14 protein-coding genes and 1 pseudogene are annotated in these 17,804 nt (G+C 68.4%); 5 read left to right on the top strand and 10 right to left on the bottom strand.

Annotated elements, in window-relative coordinates; genetic code table 11:
• Positions 1-19 precede the first annotated feature (19 nt).
• A complete protein-coding gene (locus tag ACFXJL_RS34145; RefSeq protein WP_384699242.1) occupies positions 20-607 on the bottom strand; it encodes a DUF6214 family protein in 588 nt (195 codons plus the stop codon).
• 230 nt (positions 608-837) lie between these two features.
• Here ACFXJL_RS34145 and ACFXJL_RS34150 point away from each other — a divergent pair.
• A pseudogene (locus ACFXJL_RS34150) lies at positions 838-2,292 on the top strand (FAD-dependent oxidoreductase).
• On the opposite strand, the gene ACFXJL_RS34155 reads toward ACFXJL_RS34150, so the two are convergent.
• Positions 2,256-2,615, bottom strand: coding sequence for a helix-turn-helix transcriptional regulator (locus ACFXJL_RS34155; protein WP_358882167.1), 360 nt, complete (start codon positions 2,613-2,615; stop codon positions 2,256-2,258). The pseudogene ACFXJL_RS34150 and the gene ACFXJL_RS34155 sit on opposite strands and share 37 nt — an antisense overlap.
• Positions 2,616-2,840: 225 nt before the next feature.
• On the opposite strand from ACFXJL_RS34155, the gene ACFXJL_RS34160 reads away from it, so the two are divergent.
• On the top strand, positions 2,841-3,920 hold the full coding sequence (locus ACFXJL_RS34160; RefSeq protein WP_384699245.1) for an NADH:flavin oxidoreductase/NADH oxidase: 1,080 nt from the start codon (positions 2,841-2,843) through the stop codon (positions 3,918-3,920).
• Positions 3,921-4,308: 388 nt separating this feature from the next.
• Positions 4,309-5,397, top strand: coding sequence for a WD40/YVTN/BNR-like repeat-containing protein (locus ACFXJL_RS34165; RefSeq protein ID WP_384699248.1), 1,089 nt, complete (start codon positions 4,309-4,311; stop codon positions 5,395-5,397).
• Positions 5,398-5,772: 375 nt separating this feature from the next.
• Here the strand turns inward: ACFXJL_RS34165 and ACFXJL_RS34170 are convergent, their stop codons facing one another.
• Entirely contained in the window at positions 5,773-6,450 is a 678-nt protein-coding gene (locus ACFXJL_RS34170) for a uracil-DNA glycosylase (protein WP_358882170.1), read from the bottom strand.
• Between the two features lie 356 nt (positions 6,451-6,806).
• Here ACFXJL_RS34170 and ACFXJL_RS34175 point away from each other — a divergent pair, with 356 nt between their 5' ends.
• Together ACFXJL_RS34175 and ACFXJL_RS34180 are read left to right on the top strand one after the other, a co-directional pair.
• Complete coding sequence (locus ACFXJL_RS34175) at positions 6,807-7,802, top strand: N-acetylglucosamine kinase (protein WP_384699251.1); 996 nt, start codon at positions 6,807-6,809, stop codon at positions 7,800-7,802.
• A 118-nt stretch (positions 7,803-7,920) separates the two neighbouring features.
• Positions 7,921-8,931 (top strand): sirohydrochlorin chelatase, encoded by a 1,011-nt coding sequence (locus ACFXJL_RS34180; RefSeq protein WP_384699253.1) that lies wholly within the window; start codon positions 7,921-7,923, stop codon positions 8,929-8,931.
• Positions 8,932-9,062: 131 nt separating this feature from the next.
• Here the strand turns inward: ACFXJL_RS34180 and ACFXJL_RS34185 are convergent, their stop codons facing one another.
• From ACFXJL_RS34185 to ACFXJL_RS34215, 7 genes are all read right to left on the bottom strand, one after another.
• On the bottom strand, positions 9,063-10,112 hold the full coding sequence (locus tag ACFXJL_RS34185) for a lactonase family protein (RefSeq protein WP_384699256.1): 1,050 nt from the start codon (positions 10,110-10,112) through the stop codon (positions 9,063-9,065).
• Between the two features lie 66 nt (positions 10,113-10,178).
• Positions 10,179-11,405, bottom strand: a complete 1,227-nt coding sequence (locus tag ACFXJL_RS34190; RefSeq protein WP_384699259.1) for a nitric oxide synthase oxygenase — start codon at positions 11,403-11,405, stop codon at positions 10,179-10,181.
• A gap of 385 nt (positions 11,406-11,790) precedes the next feature.
• Positions 11,791-13,293 carry an FUSC family protein gene (locus tag ACFXJL_RS34195; protein ID WP_384699289.1) on the bottom strand — a complete coding sequence of 501 codons (1,503 nt, stop codon included), beginning with the start codon at positions 13,291-13,293 and terminating at the stop codon, positions 11,791-11,793.
• A 601-nt stretch (positions 13,294-13,894) separates the two neighbouring features.
• Complete coding sequence (locus ACFXJL_RS34200) at positions 13,895-14,338, bottom strand: DUF3093 domain-containing protein (protein WP_358882175.1); 444 nt, start codon at positions 14,336-14,338, stop codon at positions 13,895-13,897.
• 239 nt (positions 14,339-14,577) lie between these two features.
• A complete protein-coding gene (locus ACFXJL_RS34205) occupies positions 14,578-14,799 on the bottom strand; it encodes an acyl-CoA carboxylase subunit epsilon (RefSeq protein ID WP_384699262.1) in 222 nt (73 codons plus the stop codon).
• Positions 14,800-14,906: 107 nt separating this feature from the next.
• Complete coding sequence (locus ACFXJL_RS34210) at positions 14,907-16,496, bottom strand: acyl-CoA carboxylase subunit beta (RefSeq protein ID WP_384699265.1); 1,590 nt, start codon at positions 16,494-16,496, stop codon at positions 14,907-14,909.
• Between the two features lie 48 nt (positions 16,497-16,544).
• Positions 16,545-17,408 carry a metallophosphoesterase family protein gene (locus ACFXJL_RS34215; RefSeq protein ID WP_384699267.1) on the bottom strand — a complete coding sequence of 288 codons (864 nt, stop codon included), beginning with the start codon at positions 17,406-17,408 and terminating at the stop codon, positions 16,545-16,547.
• Between the last annotated feature and the right edge of the window lie 396 nt (positions 17,409-17,804).

The raw sequence follows: 17,804 nt of genomic DNA on the forward strand, positions 1-17,804 counted from the left end.
GGATCACCAAACTCCCTCACTACTCCCGGCGGCGGTTGTGTCGTGAGGGGAGGAGGCCCTCGTCACGGGCGCCGGCGATCACCCGCAGCGACTTGCGACGACTGCGACCGGTAGCACTCATCACAGCGAGGACAGGATCGAGTCCTTGCTGCTGGGCGGCCAGATAGGCGTCAGCGGCCCGCCGTCGTGCCGCCCCGCCGCGAAGTCGGGCCGGGCGGACACGGCGGTGGCCTGGCACCGTCGATCCTCCCTCGATCCGATCGCCCGGCGACTGCGGGAGGGCGGTCGTCCCCTCGCCCGAGAGGGCGGGGCCGCGACGGTCATCCTCGGCTGCCGAGCGGGAGGCGTCGCACTCCTCGACGTCCGGTCCGTCGACGATGGCCCCGCATGCCTCCGTCAAAGGGGTGCCGATCCGATCACCCAGTACCGCGAGGCTCTCCAGCGGGAGGGGAGGATCGGCATGCATCTCCTCGACCGCCCAGCTTCCTCGGTCGGCCACCGCCATCACATCGAGCCGAACGCCGTCGGCGAAGGTCAGTCGCACATCGATCCAGGACGAAGACGCACACCGCACATCGCCCGGCGGGTTTGCGGAAGTGGTCGTCACCGTGCCATGGCTCTGCACTTCCCAGACCGGCGGATACGGCAGCACATTCAGTTGATATTCATCGGTTACGTTAAGAAGCCCACTTTCTTCCACAATTAGCACGTAACCAGTCAATCTCCTGCAAACTGTGGTGCCGCACAGGCTGCGCAACACAAGGCACCCTGTCAGCTCAGCTTCCCGGGACTTCCGGCCGGTGCCATGCTGGAAGCCCTGGTGGAAGGAGTGCGACCGTGCTTCGCATCGCCGTCGTGGGATCGGGGCCCAGCGGGATCTATGCCGCACAGGGCCTCGTCCAACAGACCCGGGTCCCGAACATCGAGGTCCATGTCCTGGACCGGTTGCCCTGCCCGTACGGCCTGGTGCGGTACGGGGTGGCACCCGACCACGCGAAGATCAAGTCGCTCCAGTCCACCCTCCGGACCGTGCTGGAGCATGAGCGGATCACCTTCGTCGGGCATGTCGAGGTGGGCTCCCACGGCCTCGCTCCGGACCGGCTCCTTGAGCTGTACCACGCGGTGGTGTAGTGCGTCGGCGCGGCCCGGGACCGCCGGCTCGGCATTCCGGGTGAGGATCTTCCCGGTAGTCACTCCGCCACCGACTTCGTCTCCTGGTACAGCGCCCACCCCGACGCGATCCGTAACGGTTTCCGTCTCTCCACCGGGACGGCCGTAGTGATCGGCGTGGGCAATGTGGCCGTCGATGTGGCGCGCATCCTGGCTCGCTCGGCACAGGAGTTGACACCGACCGATGTGCCCCAGGACGTACTGGACGCACTGGGGCGCAGCCGGGTGCGCGATGTGCACATGGTGGGCCGGCGTGGCCCCTCCCAGGCCAGGTTCACCACCAAGGAGCTGCGCGAGTTGGGATCCCTGCCATCTGCTCGGATGGTCGTCACCCCCGGCGATCTCGCCCTGGACCCCGCCCATGCTGACGCGTCGGGCGTCACAGCAGCCGCTCTCCCTGCCGTCAACCGTCGCAATCTCGACACCGTACGGACCTGGGTCGACGAGTGGGACCCGGCTCCGCGATCACCGGACGGATCCCGTATTCACCTGCGGTTCTTCCTTCGGCCCGTGGAGTTCTTGGAAGCGGACGGCGCGGTGGCGGGGGTGCGGTTCGAGCGGACCGCTCCGGACGGGCTGGGTGGCGTGCAGGGCACGGGTGCGTACGAGGACATCGCGGCTGGGTTGGTGCTAAGGGCGGTCGGCTATCGGGGAGTGCCGCTGCCCGGCCTCCCCTTCGACGCCGATCGGGGAACCGTGCCTCACCGGGACGGGCGGGTGTTGCGTGGTGGGAAGCCTGCGCCGGGCGAGTACGTGGCCGGTTGGATCAAGAGAGGTCCCACCGGGGTGATCGGTACCAACCGTCCGTGTGCCAAGGAGACGGTGGCGTCGCTGCTGGACGACGCGGATGCGTTGGCACGACGGTCCGTGGTCGAGGATCCCTTGCGAGAGCTGAGGGCCTCGGGTCATCGCCCGGTGCTCTGGGCGGGCTGGCGGGCGATCGAGGCCGCCGAGGAGGAGTTGGGGCGCTCCCTGGGCCGCCCCTCGGTAAAGATCACGGGTTGGGACGACCTCCTGGCGGCGGCCCTCGGCCGGGACGGGCGTGAAGCAGCACCGTCCGGCCAGGTGGGGAGCGAGGCGGATGGTCAGTCCTCGTTGAGCGACGTCATGCGCTCGGACTGACGAGCGACGGCGGCGAGCACGGCGTCGAGCAGTCCCGGGAAGAGTGCGTCCAGATCGTCGCGGCGCAGACCGTTCATCTTGGCGGTGCCCTGGTAGACCTGGCGGATCACACCGCTCTCCCGCAGGACGCGGAAGTGGTGCGTGGTGGTCGACTTGGTGACCGGCAGACTGAAGTCCGAGCAGGAGACCTGGCCTTCGGATGCCGCGAGCGCGCTGACCACGCGCAATCGCATGGGGTCCGAAAGTGCGTGGAGCAGGCTCTCCAGCCGGATCTCCGCACGGGTGGGATGGGCGAGTTCACGGGTGCTGGTCGCGCTGTCCATGCTGGCTCTCCTTCGTGGACCGGCTGACCGGGCAGTTGACTGAGCGGCCGGTTGGCTGAGGGGCTGAGGGGCGGGATCGAGTCCATAGTACGAGAGTCCTCGTAGTTTGACAGATGTCGTACTACGAGGGCTATCGTACTACCTGTTGGCGCTCGCCTCTCGGAGCCGAGGCGCCGCTCTTCGCCGTTCGTGCCGCCCCACCGCCCCTGACCGAGGGAGTCCGCCATGAGCACCCTGTTCCAGCCCTACACCCTTCGATCGCTGACCATCCCCAACCGGGTATGGATGGCTCCGATGTGCCAGTACTCGGCGGAGATGGCCGGACCCAACATGGGCGCTGCGACGGACTGGCACTTCACCCACTACGCGGCCCGCGCGACCGGAGGCACCGGCTTGATCCTGGTCGAGGCGACCGCGGTGAGCCCCGAGGGCCGGATCAGTCCCGGGGACCTCGGGATCTGGAACACCACCCAGGTCGAGTCCCTGCGCCGCATCACCGACTTCCTCAAGGAGCAGGGCACGGTGCCGGGCATCCAGCTGGCTCATGCGGGGCGCAAGGCGTCGACCGACCTGCCTTGGCGTGGCGGCGACCCCGTCGGCCCCGAGGCCCATGGCTGGCAACCGGTGGCCCCGAGTCCGGTGCCCTTCGACGAGGGCCATCCGGTGCCCACCGAACTGACGGTGGAACAGATTCACTCGGTGACAGAGCAGTTCGTGGCCGCGGCCCGCAATGCACTGGCCGCCGGCTTCGAGGTCGCCGAGATCCATGGGGCACACGGATATCTCATCGGTGAGTTCCTGTCGCCCCACAGCAACCGACGTCAGGACGCCTATGGCGGCTCATTCGAGAATCGGGTCCGCTTCGCTCTGGAGGTTGTGGACGCCGTGCGTGCGGTCTGGCCGGACGGGTTGCCGCTGTTCTTCCGTATCTCCGCCACGGACTGGCTGGAGGAAGCCGGCTGGACGCAGGACGATACGGTGCGTTTTGCGGCCCTGTTGAAGGAGCACGGCGTCGATCTGCTCGATGTTTCGAGCGGTGGGAACGCGCCTCGGGTCAGCATCCCCACGGGGCCGGGCTACCAGGTGCCGTTCGCCGCACGGGTCCGCGCCGAAACGGGTCTGGCGGTGGCCGCGGTCGGGATGATCACGGAACCCGCCCAGGCGGAGAAGATCGTCGCCCACGGGGAGGCGGATGCGGTCCTGCTCGGACGGGAGTTGCTGCGCAACCCTTCCTGGGCGCGAGGTGCGGCCCGGGCTCTGGGCGGTGAGGTACCGGTTCCACGCCAGTACCTCCGCTCGGTCTGAACCGCACGGCCCACGCCGACGAAGGGTGCGGAAGGAGTCGGGGCCGGGGCCCCATGCCCCGTCCAGACGGTGGGCTGCCCGACCGATCAGCCCACCGCTCTCTCCTCCCATACGGCCTGAACTGGGCAAACAATCGGTCGCAGCGCCACTGTCAGTGGGCGGGTGCAGACTGGCCCTAGGTCGTGTCTGACGACTGCCGCCCGGCGCGCGGCACTCCCGCACGCACCCCGCCGTGTTGGTCGGAGTCATCCGAGTACCTGCGGTACGAGGATGATCCTCCGCCTTGCGAACGGCACGCGCCGGACGCCGCGCCCCGCCTTCCGGGCGAACGGGCGCTCCTCGTCGGGTGGACCGCAGGGACGACACCGGTGTCTAGGAGGTAGGGCCCATGTCCGAAGTACTACTGACGGTCGGCACGCGCAAAGGACTCTTCATCGGTCGCCGACGCGGCGGGGCATGGTCGTTCGACGGCCCCCACTTCCCGGCGCAGGCGGTGTACTCGGTGGGCATCGACACCCGTACGCCCACACCGCGGTTGCTGGTCGGCGGTGACAGTGCCCACTGGGGTCCCTCCGTGTTCCACTCCGACGACCTGGGCGCCACCTGGGTCGAGCCCTCCCGGCCGGCGGTGAAGTTCCCCGAGGACACCGGTGCGTCGTTGGAGCGCGTCTGGCAACTCCACCCCGCGGGGCCCGCCGAGCCCGGCACGGTCTACGCCGGCACGGAACCAGCCGCTCTCTTCCGCTCGGCCGACCGGGGCGAGAGTTTCGAGCTGGTCCGGCCGCTGTGGGAGCATCCGACGCGCTCGCAGTGGATGCCCGGAGGCGGTGGCGAGGCGGTCCACACGGTCGTGACCGATCCGCGGGACCCGGCAGCGGTGACAGTTGCCGTGTCCGCGGCCGGAGTGTTCCGCACACGGGACGGCGGAGAGAGCTGGGCACCTTCCAACGAAGGGGTGTCTGCGGTCTTCATGCCCGATCCCCATCCCGAGTTCGGGCAGTGCGTCCACAAGATCGCGCAAGACGCTGGCGATCTGGACCGTCTGTACCTTCAGAACCACTGGGGAGTCTTCCGCAGCGACGACGCGGGGCACAGCTGGACGGACATCGGCGCCGGGCTGCCATCCGACTTCGGGTTCGCCGTCGCCGCCCACCCCCACCGCCCGGACACCGCGTACGTCTTCCCCATCACCGCGGACATCGACCGGGTGCCGGCCGGACGCCGCTGTCGGGTGTACCGCACGAACGATGCCGGGGGAAGCTGGGAGGAGCTCTCGACCGGGCTGCCCGACGGAGATCACTACGGAACGGTCCTGCGTGACGCACTCTGCACCGACGACGGCGATCCTGCGGGCGTCTACTTCGGCAATCGCAACGGCGAGGTCTATGCGAGCGCGGATGACGGCGACAGCTGGGGGCTCCTGATGTCCCATCTGCCGGATGTCCTCTGCGTGCGCGCCGCGGTCCTGCGTGGCTGATGGATGCCCTGATCGTCACCGGGCGACATCTGCCGGGCGTTCGGCATGCGGTATCGGCGCCGCGAGGGTGCGGTACCGAACTCCGCCCGGGTCAGCGGGAGATGTCCCGCTGACCCGGACTTGACGGAGTGCACGCCCAGACATTCCCTGAGGGCTGTCCCATGATGCCTGGTGGATCAGCGCGCGGCGTCAGATGTGGGGGCGCCGCCCGGGCCGCCAGACCCAGGGGGAGCATCACAAGGCGGAGGGTCACCCTCATACTGGGCGTATTCGGGCGATTCAACAACGCAGCGTGAGGGTACCGCCCGGGCCGCCAGGCCCAGGGGGAGTGCCGTAGCTGTCGTCGTGCGCCCGCCGAGTACTGCGGGACAGCCCTTAAGGCAACCGCCAGTCCACCGGCTGGGCACCCTGACGTTCGAGCAGCTCGTTGGTGCGGCTGAAGGGGCGCGAGCCGAAGAATCCGCGGTCAGCCGACATCGGCGAGGGATGAGCGGACTCGATGGCCGGGAGGTCACCGAGCAAGGGACGCAGATTGCGCGCGTCGCGTCCCCACAACACCGACACCAATGGCTTGCCGCGTGCGACGAGCGCGCGGATGGCCTGCTCGGTGACCTCTTCCCAGCCCTTGCCGCGATGCGCTCCGGGCTTGCGCGGCGCCGTGGTCAGCGCCCTGTTCAGCAGGAGTACGCCCTGTTGGGTCCAGGGTGTCAGATCACCGTTGGAGGGACGTGGGAGGCCGATGTCCGTATGCAGCTCCCGGAAGATGTTCTCCAAGCTGCCGGGTACATTCCGGACGTCGGGCGCGACCGCGAAGCTGTGCCCGATGGCCATCCCCGGTGTCGGATAGGGATCCTGACCCATGATCAGGACGCGGACCTCGTCAAAGGGCTGCTGGAAGGCACGTAGAACGTGTGCCCCCGCGGGAAGATAGGTGCGTCCGGCTGCGATTTCGGCCCTGAGGAAGTCTCCCATCGCGGCGATGCGATCTGCCACGGGGCGCAGTGCTTCCGCCCATCCGGCCTCAACAAGTTCATTCAACGGTAGTGCTGCCACGGGGTGTCACTCTACCGGCGTATCGGCAACCGCCGATGCCTCTCTTCAGGGCCGCCTCCCTGGTGGGCAGGCCACTGCCCCGTACCAAGGCGGAGGGTGGGGCGCGGGATAGGTTGTTGCCGTCAGCCTTTCCCCGGGGCCCTTCGTTCGGATCCTGCTGACCACACCCCGGTCCGAGCGAAAGACCCCGGCCCGCTCTCCCGGAGTCGAACGATGAGATCACCGAGGCGCAGGCCACCAGGTGGTGGGACCCGCTCGTGCCACCTGCCGGGTGCCACGACGGAGTCCGGAACGGCCGAACCGTCAGGCACATGTCGGCCGTGGCGCGGCACGACTGAGATCGGCAGGTGCTCGGAATGACCGGCCCATGGGTGCTGGGGGTTGACTCGGGCGGCTCCGGATTGCGGGTGACCCTCGCCGACGCTTCCGTACCGGATGGCGGAAAGACCCCTTCCGTGCTGGTGTCGGACAAACCGGTGCGCACGGGCAGCGCGGGGATCGACGCCGAACATCTGATGGAGCAGTTGGTGCCGATGGCCCGATCGCTGCTGGAGAACGTCGGTCGTACGTCGGTGTCCGCGGCTGCCGTCGGTGCGGCGGGGATGTCCACCATCGGTGGGCAGTTGCGTGCCGTGCTGCCGGATGCCCTCGCCACGGCCCTGGGCGTACGGCGTCTCGCGCTGGCCTCCGATGCCGTGACGGCGTACGCAGGCGCGCTCGGACAGCGTCCCGGTGCGGTGGTCGCCGCCGGCACCGGCCTGGTGGCATTGGGCACCGATCTGGTCGATTGGCGGCGTGCCGACGGTTGGGGACATCTACTGGGCGACTGCGGCGGCGGCGCATGGATCGGGCGTGCGGGCTTGGAAGCGGCGTTGCGCTCCCATGACGGGCGGCCCGGTGGCTCGCGGGGCCTCCTCGCGGCTGCCGAGGCGTCATTCGGTCCGGCCCAGTCCCTTCCGGAGGCGGTGTACCCGCGGTCCGACCGACCCGCTGTGCTCGCCTCCTTCGCACCCCGAGTGGGCCGCTGCGCAACGGAGGGTGACGAGGTGGCGTTGGGCATCCTGGCACTGGCTGCCCGTCATATCGCGGAGACAGCCGCGGCGGCCCTTCCGTCGGACAGGGCGGTGGGCGACGGACCGGGATACGAAGTGGCCCTGACCGGAGGACTGTTGAAGCTGGGTGACCCGCTGCTCGGGCCACTTCGGGCAGAGCTGGCGGCGCAACTGCCCGAAGTCCGCGTGGTGTCCGCACAGGGCGATCCGCTCGCCGGAGCCGTGCTGCTGGCCGCGGCATTGGCGACCGGTTCGCTGCAACTGCCCCGTCATCCCACCCTGCTCGCGGTGACCGAGTAGCCGGGAAGCGACAGTGCGGACAAGGCTCACAAAACTCATCGGATAAATGCGGACAGATGTCACTTGACCACCCCCTCCCCAAACAGCCGCACCCACAAAGCCAGTAGCATGCGGCGCCATGAGCTCCCCCACTGGGCCGGCACCCGGCCTGCCAGTACGAATGCCGCGTCCCCGTCAGTCAGGTCGGCACCGCCGACCCGAACCGGTGGCCGCTCCCGAGGGCGCACCCGCGTTGGTGCTGGCCGTCCCCGGCACCCCCTCGCCCGCCACCCGTAGCCTGGCCGAAGAGATCATCAGTATCGCGAGGTCGGAGCTGCCCGGCCTTGAGGTCGGTATCGGCTATCTCGACGGCGAAGACGCGAGGACCGCCCGGGCCGCCAGCAGCGCGGCGAACGCCTCTGACGCTGATGGGACCGCTGGCACCGAGAGCGCCGGCGGATCGGGCTACTTCGAGTACCCGACCCTGGAGAGCGTCCTCGCCCGGACCGCGACCCTGCGTACGGAGCGTTACGAGATCGCAAAGGCGGCCGGCCGGGAGGTGGCCGAGCCTGAGGGCCCCGCCGCCGTGGTGGTGCCCCTGCTCGCGGGCCCTGACAACGTTCTGATGCGTCGCATCCGTCAGGCGGTGCTGGAGAACCGTGCCGCCGCCGAGCTGACCGATGTGCTCGGGCCGCACCCGCTGCTTGCCGAGGCCGTCCATGTGCGGCTCTCCGAGGCGAGCTTGGCGCGGGCCGACCGGGCGAGGTTGTTCACGGTGGCCACCGCCGCCGACGGAATCATCCTCGCGTCGGTCGGTGGCGACGAGGCGGTCAAGGCTGCGGGAATCACCGGAATGCTGCTGGCCGCGCGACTGGCCGTGCCGGTGATGGCGGCGGCGCTCGACAAGGAGGGTTCGGTGGCGGCGATCGCCGAGCAGCTTCGCCAGTCCGGCTCGACACAGCTCGCGCTGGCGCCGTACTTCATCGGTCCCGAACTGCCCGAGGGCCTGCTGGAAGCTGCGGTGAAGGAAGCGGGATGTTCGGCGGCCGAGCCGCTCGGCCCCTATCCGGCGATCGGGAAGCTGGTGTTGTCGCAGTACACGACGACGCTGGGCATTGCCCCCCAGCCGCAGGGTTCGCCCGTGCGCTGACCCCTGCGGTCGTGACCCGTGCCCGGCGGTTTTCAGCCGCTGGTGCGTGTGGAGGACGACACGATGGGCCCGCACCACCCCAGCAGGCGGGCCCGATGTCCTCGGATTCGACCCCGGTCGGACCGAATGACTCAGGCGAAGATCACACAGGATGCCGCGGGGGCGGTCAGGGAGCCCGCCCGCCGCGGTACACCTGTGTTCGGGTCGATGTCGAACCAGGTGACGTCCCCGGAGCGCTCGTTGGCGGCGTAGAGTCTGCGGCCGGTCGGATCCAGTGCAAGATCGCGCGGCCAGTTGCCGCCGCACGGCACGGAGGCGACGAGTTCGGGCCGCTCCCTCGTCTCGTCCAGCGTCAGAACCGCGATGGTGTCGGGCCCACGGTTGGCCACCCAGAGGTGGCGCCCGTCCTGCGACAGCACCACTTCGGAGGGGTAGACCGGGCCGTCGGCGTCCTCAGACGCCACGGGAACCTCCCCCACCACTTCCAGCACGCCCGCCACCGCGTCCCAGCGACAGACGGTGAGCGTGGGCTCCAGTTCATTCACCACATAGGCGTGGGTGCCAGCAGGGTGGAAGGCGAGGTGGCGCGGCCCGGTGCCCGGTCGCAGCGTGGTCTCGTGGTGCTGGCTCAACTCCCCGGCTTCGCGGTCCAGCGCGCAGATGCGCACGGAGTCGGTACCGAGGTCGATGCCGAGGACCCAGCGTCTGCTGGGGTCGGGCAGCACCTGGTGGGCGTGCGGGCCGAGCTGACGGTCGGGGTCGGGGCCGTGGCCCTCGTGCTGGAGGACGCCACTGACGGCCCCCGGCTCGCCGCCACCCTTGACCGGGAGCACGCTGACGCTTCCGGACCCGTAGTTCGCGGTCAGGACGTGCCCGTCCGAGACGGCGAGATGGGTCGGTCCCGCACCGCACACCTGTACGGGCGCACCGATCGGGCGCGGGGCGAGGTCCTCGATGGCGAAGGCCGCGACCGCGCCTTCGGTGGTCTCCGAAACCGCGTAGAGAAACGATCCGCCATCGATGTCAGCGAGAGCCAGGTACGAAGGGTCTGCCACGGCGTCGCTGACGCCCGTCACCGTGAGTGCTCCGGTCTCCCGGTCCACGTCGGCGGCGATGATGCCCCGGCCTCCCGCCGAGGTGAACGACCCGATAAATGCCCGCACGGTGCTTTTGTCGCCCACGTCGATCCCCTTCACTGGTCGGCTGTTGGCCCGGGGTGACGGTAGCAAGGTCTAGACCAAGTGTCTTCACCCGGCCCATTCACCGCGCGCCCGCGCCTCAGCGTCGGGGTGGTGGACATAGGCCGGCCGGTGCTCCGTCGCTTCATATGTGCGGTGGAAGACGGGAGTTGCGGCGCCTGAGATCGGTGGGACGATCCAGGCCCAGTCCGCGGTCACTTCCCTGCCGTGCGCCCTTTCGCGGTCGATGTGGGCGAGGAACCGGCGGGACTCGGTGTGGTGGTCGGCGACGGTGACTCCGGCACGGTCGAAGGAGTGCAGCACGGCGCGGTTGAGCTCCACGAGGGCCCGGTCGCGCCACAGCGAGCGATCGTCCGCCGTGTTCAGGCCGAGCCGTTCGGCAATTCGGGGCAGCAGGTCGTACCGGTCGACGTCCGCCAGATTGCGCGCGCCGATCTCCGTACCCATGTACCAGCCGTTGAACGGAGCCGCGGCATAGGACACACCGCCGATGTCCAGACACATATTGGCGATCGCGGGGACCGCGTGCCAACGCAGGGCGAGATCACGGTAGTCAGGGCCGTCCGGGGGCTCGATCGCCACTTCCAGTACCGATTCGGGGGGAAGCTCGAACAGCCGTGGCTTGCCGTCACCGTCCGAGATGATCAGCGGGAGTACATCGAACGGGGTGCCGGGCCCACCGGCCCAACCGAGATCAAGGGCGAGCTCGGTGAGCCCCGTGTTGCGGGGGTCGCCGAGCACGGAACCGTTGGGGGTGCGGTAGCCCGCGTACCGTATGAGCTGTTCGTTCCAGATGCGGGGCCCGGGTCGGTGTGGAGTGTCCGGCGCGAAGACCGTGATCAGCGGGCGGATTCGGCCGCCGTTGGTCGCTTGGCGGAGATGGATCGCGGCCTCGCGGGCGATGGACTCGGCGTCATCGAGATGGCGGTGGTCGCGAACCTTGAGCGAACGCCAGTACAGACGGCCGATACAGCGATTGCTGTTGCGCCAGGCAACTCGTGCGCCGTGGGTGAGTTCGGCCGTCGTATGGCGGTAGGTGCCGGTGGCGGCGATCTCTTCGCGTACGGCGGCGATGCGGGGGGCCGGATCCTGATGGGGGAGTTCTTCGCGGTGGTAGAGGGTGATGAAGTCCGCCGCTTCCGCCGCCAGGTCATCGCGTGCGATGCGCGCGCTGAGGGCCCCTCCCCCTGACCCGACCGGGCAGCCGGGCGGCTTTGCCGGCAGCTCGGGTGCGGTGACGGAGCGAAGGAAGGAGCTGGACGATCTGTTCCACATGGTGCGCATCCCGGGGGTTCGACAGTGCTGGCACGGACGCCGACGTGGCTACCCTGCGAACACGATCGTCTACCCTGCGTGCCCGTCTTGGTTGGCGCTTTTGCTCTGCACGCAGGTCAGATGGGGCTGCGAGAGGCGTCCGCAGGGGTGCACGGGGGCGCGTAGATGGCTCTATGCGCCCTTCAATGAGGACAGAGTGACTTGAGCAGTCTCGTGAGGCTGCTGCGCCAGTACGGGGCCATCGACGCCTTCGGCGGCACCACGGGCGACGGCGGCGGCGCCGTGAAGAGGGAGTGGGCGAACGGCCGCGCCCGTGCGGAAACCGCGCAACGGCAGGTACGCAACCACCGTCGAGACGTCCGCAGTGTCGATGTTCCCGGTCGGCTCAGGAGTTCACGAGCCGGGAGTGCGGCGAGGTGTGCAGCGGCTCCACCAGTTCGACCAGGAGGCGTTCCAGCCCATGGGCATGGGTGAGCGCTGTTCCACCGGTATCCGACAGCGGGTCCGCGACCGGTATGTGCCGAGGGACGCCGCCCTGGACATCACCCGGGGTGATCAAGGACTTCACCGCTGCCTCGACGCGCCAGCAAGCCGCAGCGAGCCGCGCATCGTGGCTGGCTGCCGGGTCCGCCGCCACGGCCACGAGTCCGCGTACCTCTTCCGCGCACTCGTCGAGCAGAGCGAGAACGCGACGAGCGCGCGCTCTGCGGCCACGGTAGGGGCTCAGCGGATGGACCAGCGGCGCCAGGGACATCCGCACCCGCCCCAGCAACTGCTCCAGTTCAGCGGCATGGGGCGCGGGGTCGGCCGTCGCCACACCACTGAGGCGGGCGAGTGACTCGGCGGTGCATGTACGGACGCGTTCCAGGGCCCGTTCGATCCAGATGTTGTTCGTCGTGTGCGTGCTGATCGGAAGGATCAGGAGCACGGCGACCGCGGCGAACACGGCGCCCACGAGCGTCTCTTCCAGGCGCAGCATAAGCAACCCGGAGTCCAGCACCCCGAGGAGTCCGTACAGCAGCCCCGCCATCAGCGTCACGGCGAGCACCATCCAGCTGTAGGAGACGGGCGCCGTGTAGAAGATCGCGAAGACGCAGACGGCGACCAGCGCGGCCGTCGGCGCGATGGCCCCCTGGAGGGGGATGGCGATGAGCAGACCGGCACCGATGCCGACCACGGTCCCCAGCACCCGGCGAAAGCCGCGGACGAGCGTCTCCCCGCGTGACGTGGTGTTGACGAAGATCCACCAAACGGTTCCGACGGCCCAGTACCAGCGGTCCTCGGAGAGCAGCTGGCCAATGGAGAGGGCGAAGGCACTGGCCGCGGTGGCCTGCACCGCCTGCCGGGTGGTGGCTCGGGCCAGACCGCGACCGGGCAACTGCGCCGGTGCGGCAGGGGGCGGAGTGCGGCGTTCGATGGGCCAGAGCAGAAAGCGCACCAGGGCTGCGGACGTCAGGGCGATCGCCACGGCCGCGTACAACTCGGGCAGCTGAGCGGGAACGGCGTGCAGGAACTGGGTGGTGAAGAAGCTCATGAACGCGAAGATGCCCAGCGCATGGCCGCGCGGCCCCCAGCGGCGGGCATACACACCGCAGAGCACAACGATGAGGCACAGGGCGTCACGGGCCAGCGGCACCTGATGGAGGGTGGTGGCCAGGGCGAGTACCGGGAACCCGGCCGCTGGCAGGAGCGCGGTGGTCACCGCCTGCCGGCGCACGGTCGCATCGGTCACCGTGAACAGGGCCAGCAGGGCCGCCAGGCCGCCCGTGATGGAGGCGGTCAGGGAAAGACCGGCGACCTCCGCCGCGGCGACGGCCAGGGCGATGCCGATGACAGCGCGCAGCGAGGTCCTCAGCCTCAGGAGCCCCGGGTCAGGAGCCACGAACATCCTCTTCACGACGGCGTACCGCCCCCCTGTCTTCGTTCTTCGTCGATCAGGGCGCCCGGGGGTGGTGGGCACGCGGACACGACGAAAGCGCCGCGCTCCGAACTCGGCTTCGTTGCCGACCGGCGCTGCGCGGCGCGCAGTGGTACATGGATGAGTCCAGCTAAGCACCTTCCTTGGCATTGGCTCAACACATCATCGAGTGACTGTGCCATTGGCACAGTCACTCGGGAGATGAGTCGGCCAAATGTAGCCAACGGATCAGAGTTTCGACGGCCGGGCCAGCCGTGGCGCAGGGGCTCCCGTCGGCGTTGCGGAGCCGGGCGGCGCAGCGGGCTCCGCCGATCCGGGACGATGGATACCTGACGGCCGATGCCCTCGTTCGCCCCCGCCCGGCATCACCGAGGTGCCGCGTACCCCGGCCCAGCGCAGCGCCCTTGCCCGATCTGGGCGGGTCATCACCAGCTGCCGAGCGACCGCGCTTCACATGGGGACGGTGATTCAGCGGAGCCGGCCAGGGCAGGTGACAGAAGCAGCCCACCGGCCCCCGAGCAGACGGGCCACCGCGAAAACCTATCGACAGGGCGGTGCCAGCGGCCCCCGATCATCCGCGGGCGAAGGCCAGGACGACCGCGAGGTTCATGGGCTGCCTGGTGGAGACGTACACATACGGTGCGCCCTCGTAGTCGTCCTTCAACTCGATGCGCAGGGCGGTGCGAACGTAGCCGCGGATCAGCAGCATCGCGTACGGGTTGGCCTTCCAGGTGCGCCACGCGAACGCCTCACGTTCGTCCAGGATCTCGGTCGCGCCCAGCGCCCCCAGTGGGATGCGCCGCCCGCCGAGGACCAGCGCTCCGGGTGTCACCACGATGCGGGCCGATCCATAGGCGTGGCCGAGGAGGGAGACGGTCGTGGCGCCTCCGGCGAGGGCGGCTGCGGCCACGAGGAGACCGAAAGGCAGCAACACCAACCCGAGTGCGACACCGGTGAGGGCTGCCAGCAACCACCAGGTACGCGGCACGGTCAAGCGCTCTTCGTAGAGGTGCATGGCCATATCCTCACAAGCCCCTGCCTCCCGCCGATCACCGGGGCCATCCGCCGACGTCGCCTCGACGCAGTGGTACCGCTCGAACGGGCCATGCCCTGGCCGACGCCCCCTGCACACCGCAGGCCCTGAAGGGCCGTCAGCGGAGGGTCGATCGTTCGCGACTGGATGCCGCGGGGTGCGTCGGCCGGGAGGCGTCTCGTCCACTCGGATCCGGACGGCCGACGGCCTTGGGCAGAGTCCTAGCCGCGCTGCCAACTGTGGGGCGGGCAGAAGCCGGATCTCCGCTCCAGCCGCCGCCATTCGGCGGTGGAGCGGGAACAGCCGACGGCATGCGTCGACAGTGCCACCGACCGGGACAGCAGAACCGCCGTCACTGCGGCGAGTTCTTCTGGACAGGGGTGGCCGCGGATCACATTGATGCACGGCAGCAGTTGAGGCGTGGTGGGAGTGGCTGCGTCCATGAAGAGCTCCGTCCTACGGTGTGGAGGGAATTCCGTCACTGTGCTGGACCTGCGCTGTGGTGCCCCGACATCCCGTGCACCATCCGCTGGGCCATCCCCACCGGCTTTCACTGCGGGGGGTTGCCGTGCTTGCGGGACGGCAGGTCGGCGTGTTTGGTGCGGAGCATGGTGAGTGAGGAGATCAGTACCTGACGGGTTTCGGCGGGGTCGATCACATCGTCGACCAGTCCGCGTTCGGCCGCGTAGTACGGATGCATCAACTCGGACTTGTACTCCTTGACCATGCGGGTCCGCACGGCCTCGGGATCCTCCGCATCGGCGATCTGCCGACGGAAGATCACATTCGCGGCGCCCTCGGCACCCATCACCGCGATCTCATTCGTCGGCCAGGCGAACGTCAGATCCGCACCGATCGACTGCGAATCCATCACGATATAAGCGCCGCCATACGCCTTCCGCAAAATCAACGAAATCCGCGGCACCGTCGCATTGCAATACGCATACAGCAACTTCGCCCCATGCCGGATGATGCCACCATGCTCCTGGTCCACCCCAGGCAAGAACCCCGGCACATCCAACAGCGTCACAATCGGAATATTGAACGCATCACACATCTGAACAAACCGAGCCGCCTTCTCCGACGCCTCGATGTCCAACACCCCGGCCAATGACTGCGGCTGATTCGCCACAATCCCCACCACCTGGCCATCCAACCGAGCCAACGCACAGATGATGTTCCGCGCCCACCGCTCATGGACCTCCAGGAAGTCCCCCTCGTCCACCAACTCCTCAATCACCCGATGCATGTCATACGGACGATTCCCATCCGCCGGCACCAGATCCAACAACACATCCGAGCGCCGATCCGCCGGATCATCCGACACCACCAACGGCGGATTCTCCCGATTGTTCGACGGCAACATCGACAGGAGATACCGCACCTCAGCGATGCACGTCTCCTCATCGTCATACGCAAAATGCGCCACACCCGACGTCTCAGCATGCACATCCGCACCACCGAGACCATTCTGCGTCATCTCCTCCCCCGTCACCGCCTTCACCACATCAGGACCCGTGATAAACATCTGCGACGTCTCACGCACCATAAACACAAAATCCGTCAACGCCGGCGAATACGCCGCACCACCCGCACACGGACCCAACATCACCGAAATCTGCGGAATCACACCCGAAGCCCGCGTATTCCGCTGAAAAATCCCCCCGTACCCAGCAAGCGCCGACACGCCCTCCTGAATACGCGCACCCGCACCATCATTCAACGACACCAACGGCGCACCCGCCGAAATCGCCATATCCATAATCTTATGAATCTTCGCCGCATGCGCCTCCCCCAACGCACCACCAAAGATCCGAAAATCATGCGCATACACAAACACGGTCCGCCCCTCAACCGTGCCCCACCCCGTCACCACACCATCCGTGAACGGACGCTTCGCCTCCAACCCAAAACCAACCGCCCGATGCCGCCGCAACTGCTCCACTTCACGAAACGAACCCTCATCCACCAACAACGCGATCCGCTCACGCGCCGTCAACTTCCCCTTCGCATGCTGCGCCTCGGTCGCCCGATCACTCGGCCCCGCCACCGCACGCGCCCGCATCACCTGGAGTTCAGCGGCGCGGCCCCGGGCATCCGACGAAGGAAGCCCGTCCGTGGGCTCTTGCAGGAGTGTCATCTCGTACCAACTCTCATCGGGTGGTGGTCGGTGACGGCCGATCCTGGATCACGCCGAGCCGGCTTGCTCGGCGGTGGCGGGGAGGATCTGGACCAGCTTCCCCGGTGCCTCTGCCCGGCGCCGCCATTCGCGCGGGTAGCCGAGCGAGACCTCCTGGTGGGGCACGCCGTCACAGTGGATCAACCGGGGGATGTGGAGGTGCCCGTACACCACGGCACGGGCACGGAAACGCACATGCCAGTCCGCCGTGGCGGTCGTACCGCACCACAGGGCGAACTCCGGGTGCCACAGCACCCGGGTGGGTTCCCGCACCAGCGGAAAGTGATTGACGAGAACGGTGGGCAGGTCCGCAGGCAGCGCTTCGAGTCGGGCCTTGGTGAGTTCGACCCGGGCCCGGCACCAAGCTTCCCTGCTGGGATACGGGTCGGGGTGGAGCATGAACTCATCGGTGCAGATCACTCCGGCGTCTTCGGCCACTCTCAGGGCTGACTCCTTGGAGTGGGTGCCCTCGGGCCGGAAGCTGTAGTCGTACAGCAGGAAGAGGGGGGCGATGGCTGCTGGACCGCCCTCGCCCTCCCAGATCGGGAAGGGGTCCTCCGGGGTGAGGACATCAAGCCTTCTGCACATTTCCACCAGATGGCGGTAGCGCTGCTCGCCACGGAGCTGTATCGGGTCATCCGGGGCCGTCCACAGCTCATGGTTGCCGGGGGTCCACACCACCTTGGCGAACCGGTCCCGCAGGGTACTCAGCGTCCATTCGATGTCGGAGACGACCTCTCCGATGTCTCCCGCGATGATCAGCCAGTCCGTCTCCCTCTCCGGTCTCAGCTCATCGACGATCTTCTTGTTCTCGTCATAGCGGATGTGGAGATCGCTGATCGCGACGAGCCTTCCCGGACGCTTCTCAGGCATCACTCACTCACTTCACTGCTCTGGTCCCCACCGGCGGGTACCGGTGCGGAGCGTCATCGACTGGACGGGTGGAGCGGCGGTCAAGACCTTCCTCCCCTTCAAGCCTCCCCGACATCCTCGCCGACCGCCGCGGAGCACCTCGACCTTCACCCCGCTTCATCCCGCCAAGCTGTTGAACGAGCATCCAATGAGGCGCCATCGGGGGGTTGCTGTCGAGTCGAACGGCTTGTCAGCTCGATTCTCGATGCCTCGGCGTCGATACCCAGGGCGGGTGCTGATCACCCCGGCGGCGAGGGTGTCGCGGAGGGCCTATGGGCAACCGGAACGGGGGAGGGCCACGAGGCATCGCCTGACTGACCAGTCGAAGCGGGTGCCCAGAAGCCTGCGACCTCAGGG

The sequence above is a fragment of the Streptomyces sp. NPDC059256 genome (genome assembly GCF_042753785.1).
In the GTDB taxonomy this organism is placed as follows: Bacteria; Actinomycetota; Actinomycetes; order Streptomycetales; family Streptomycetaceae; genus Streptomyces.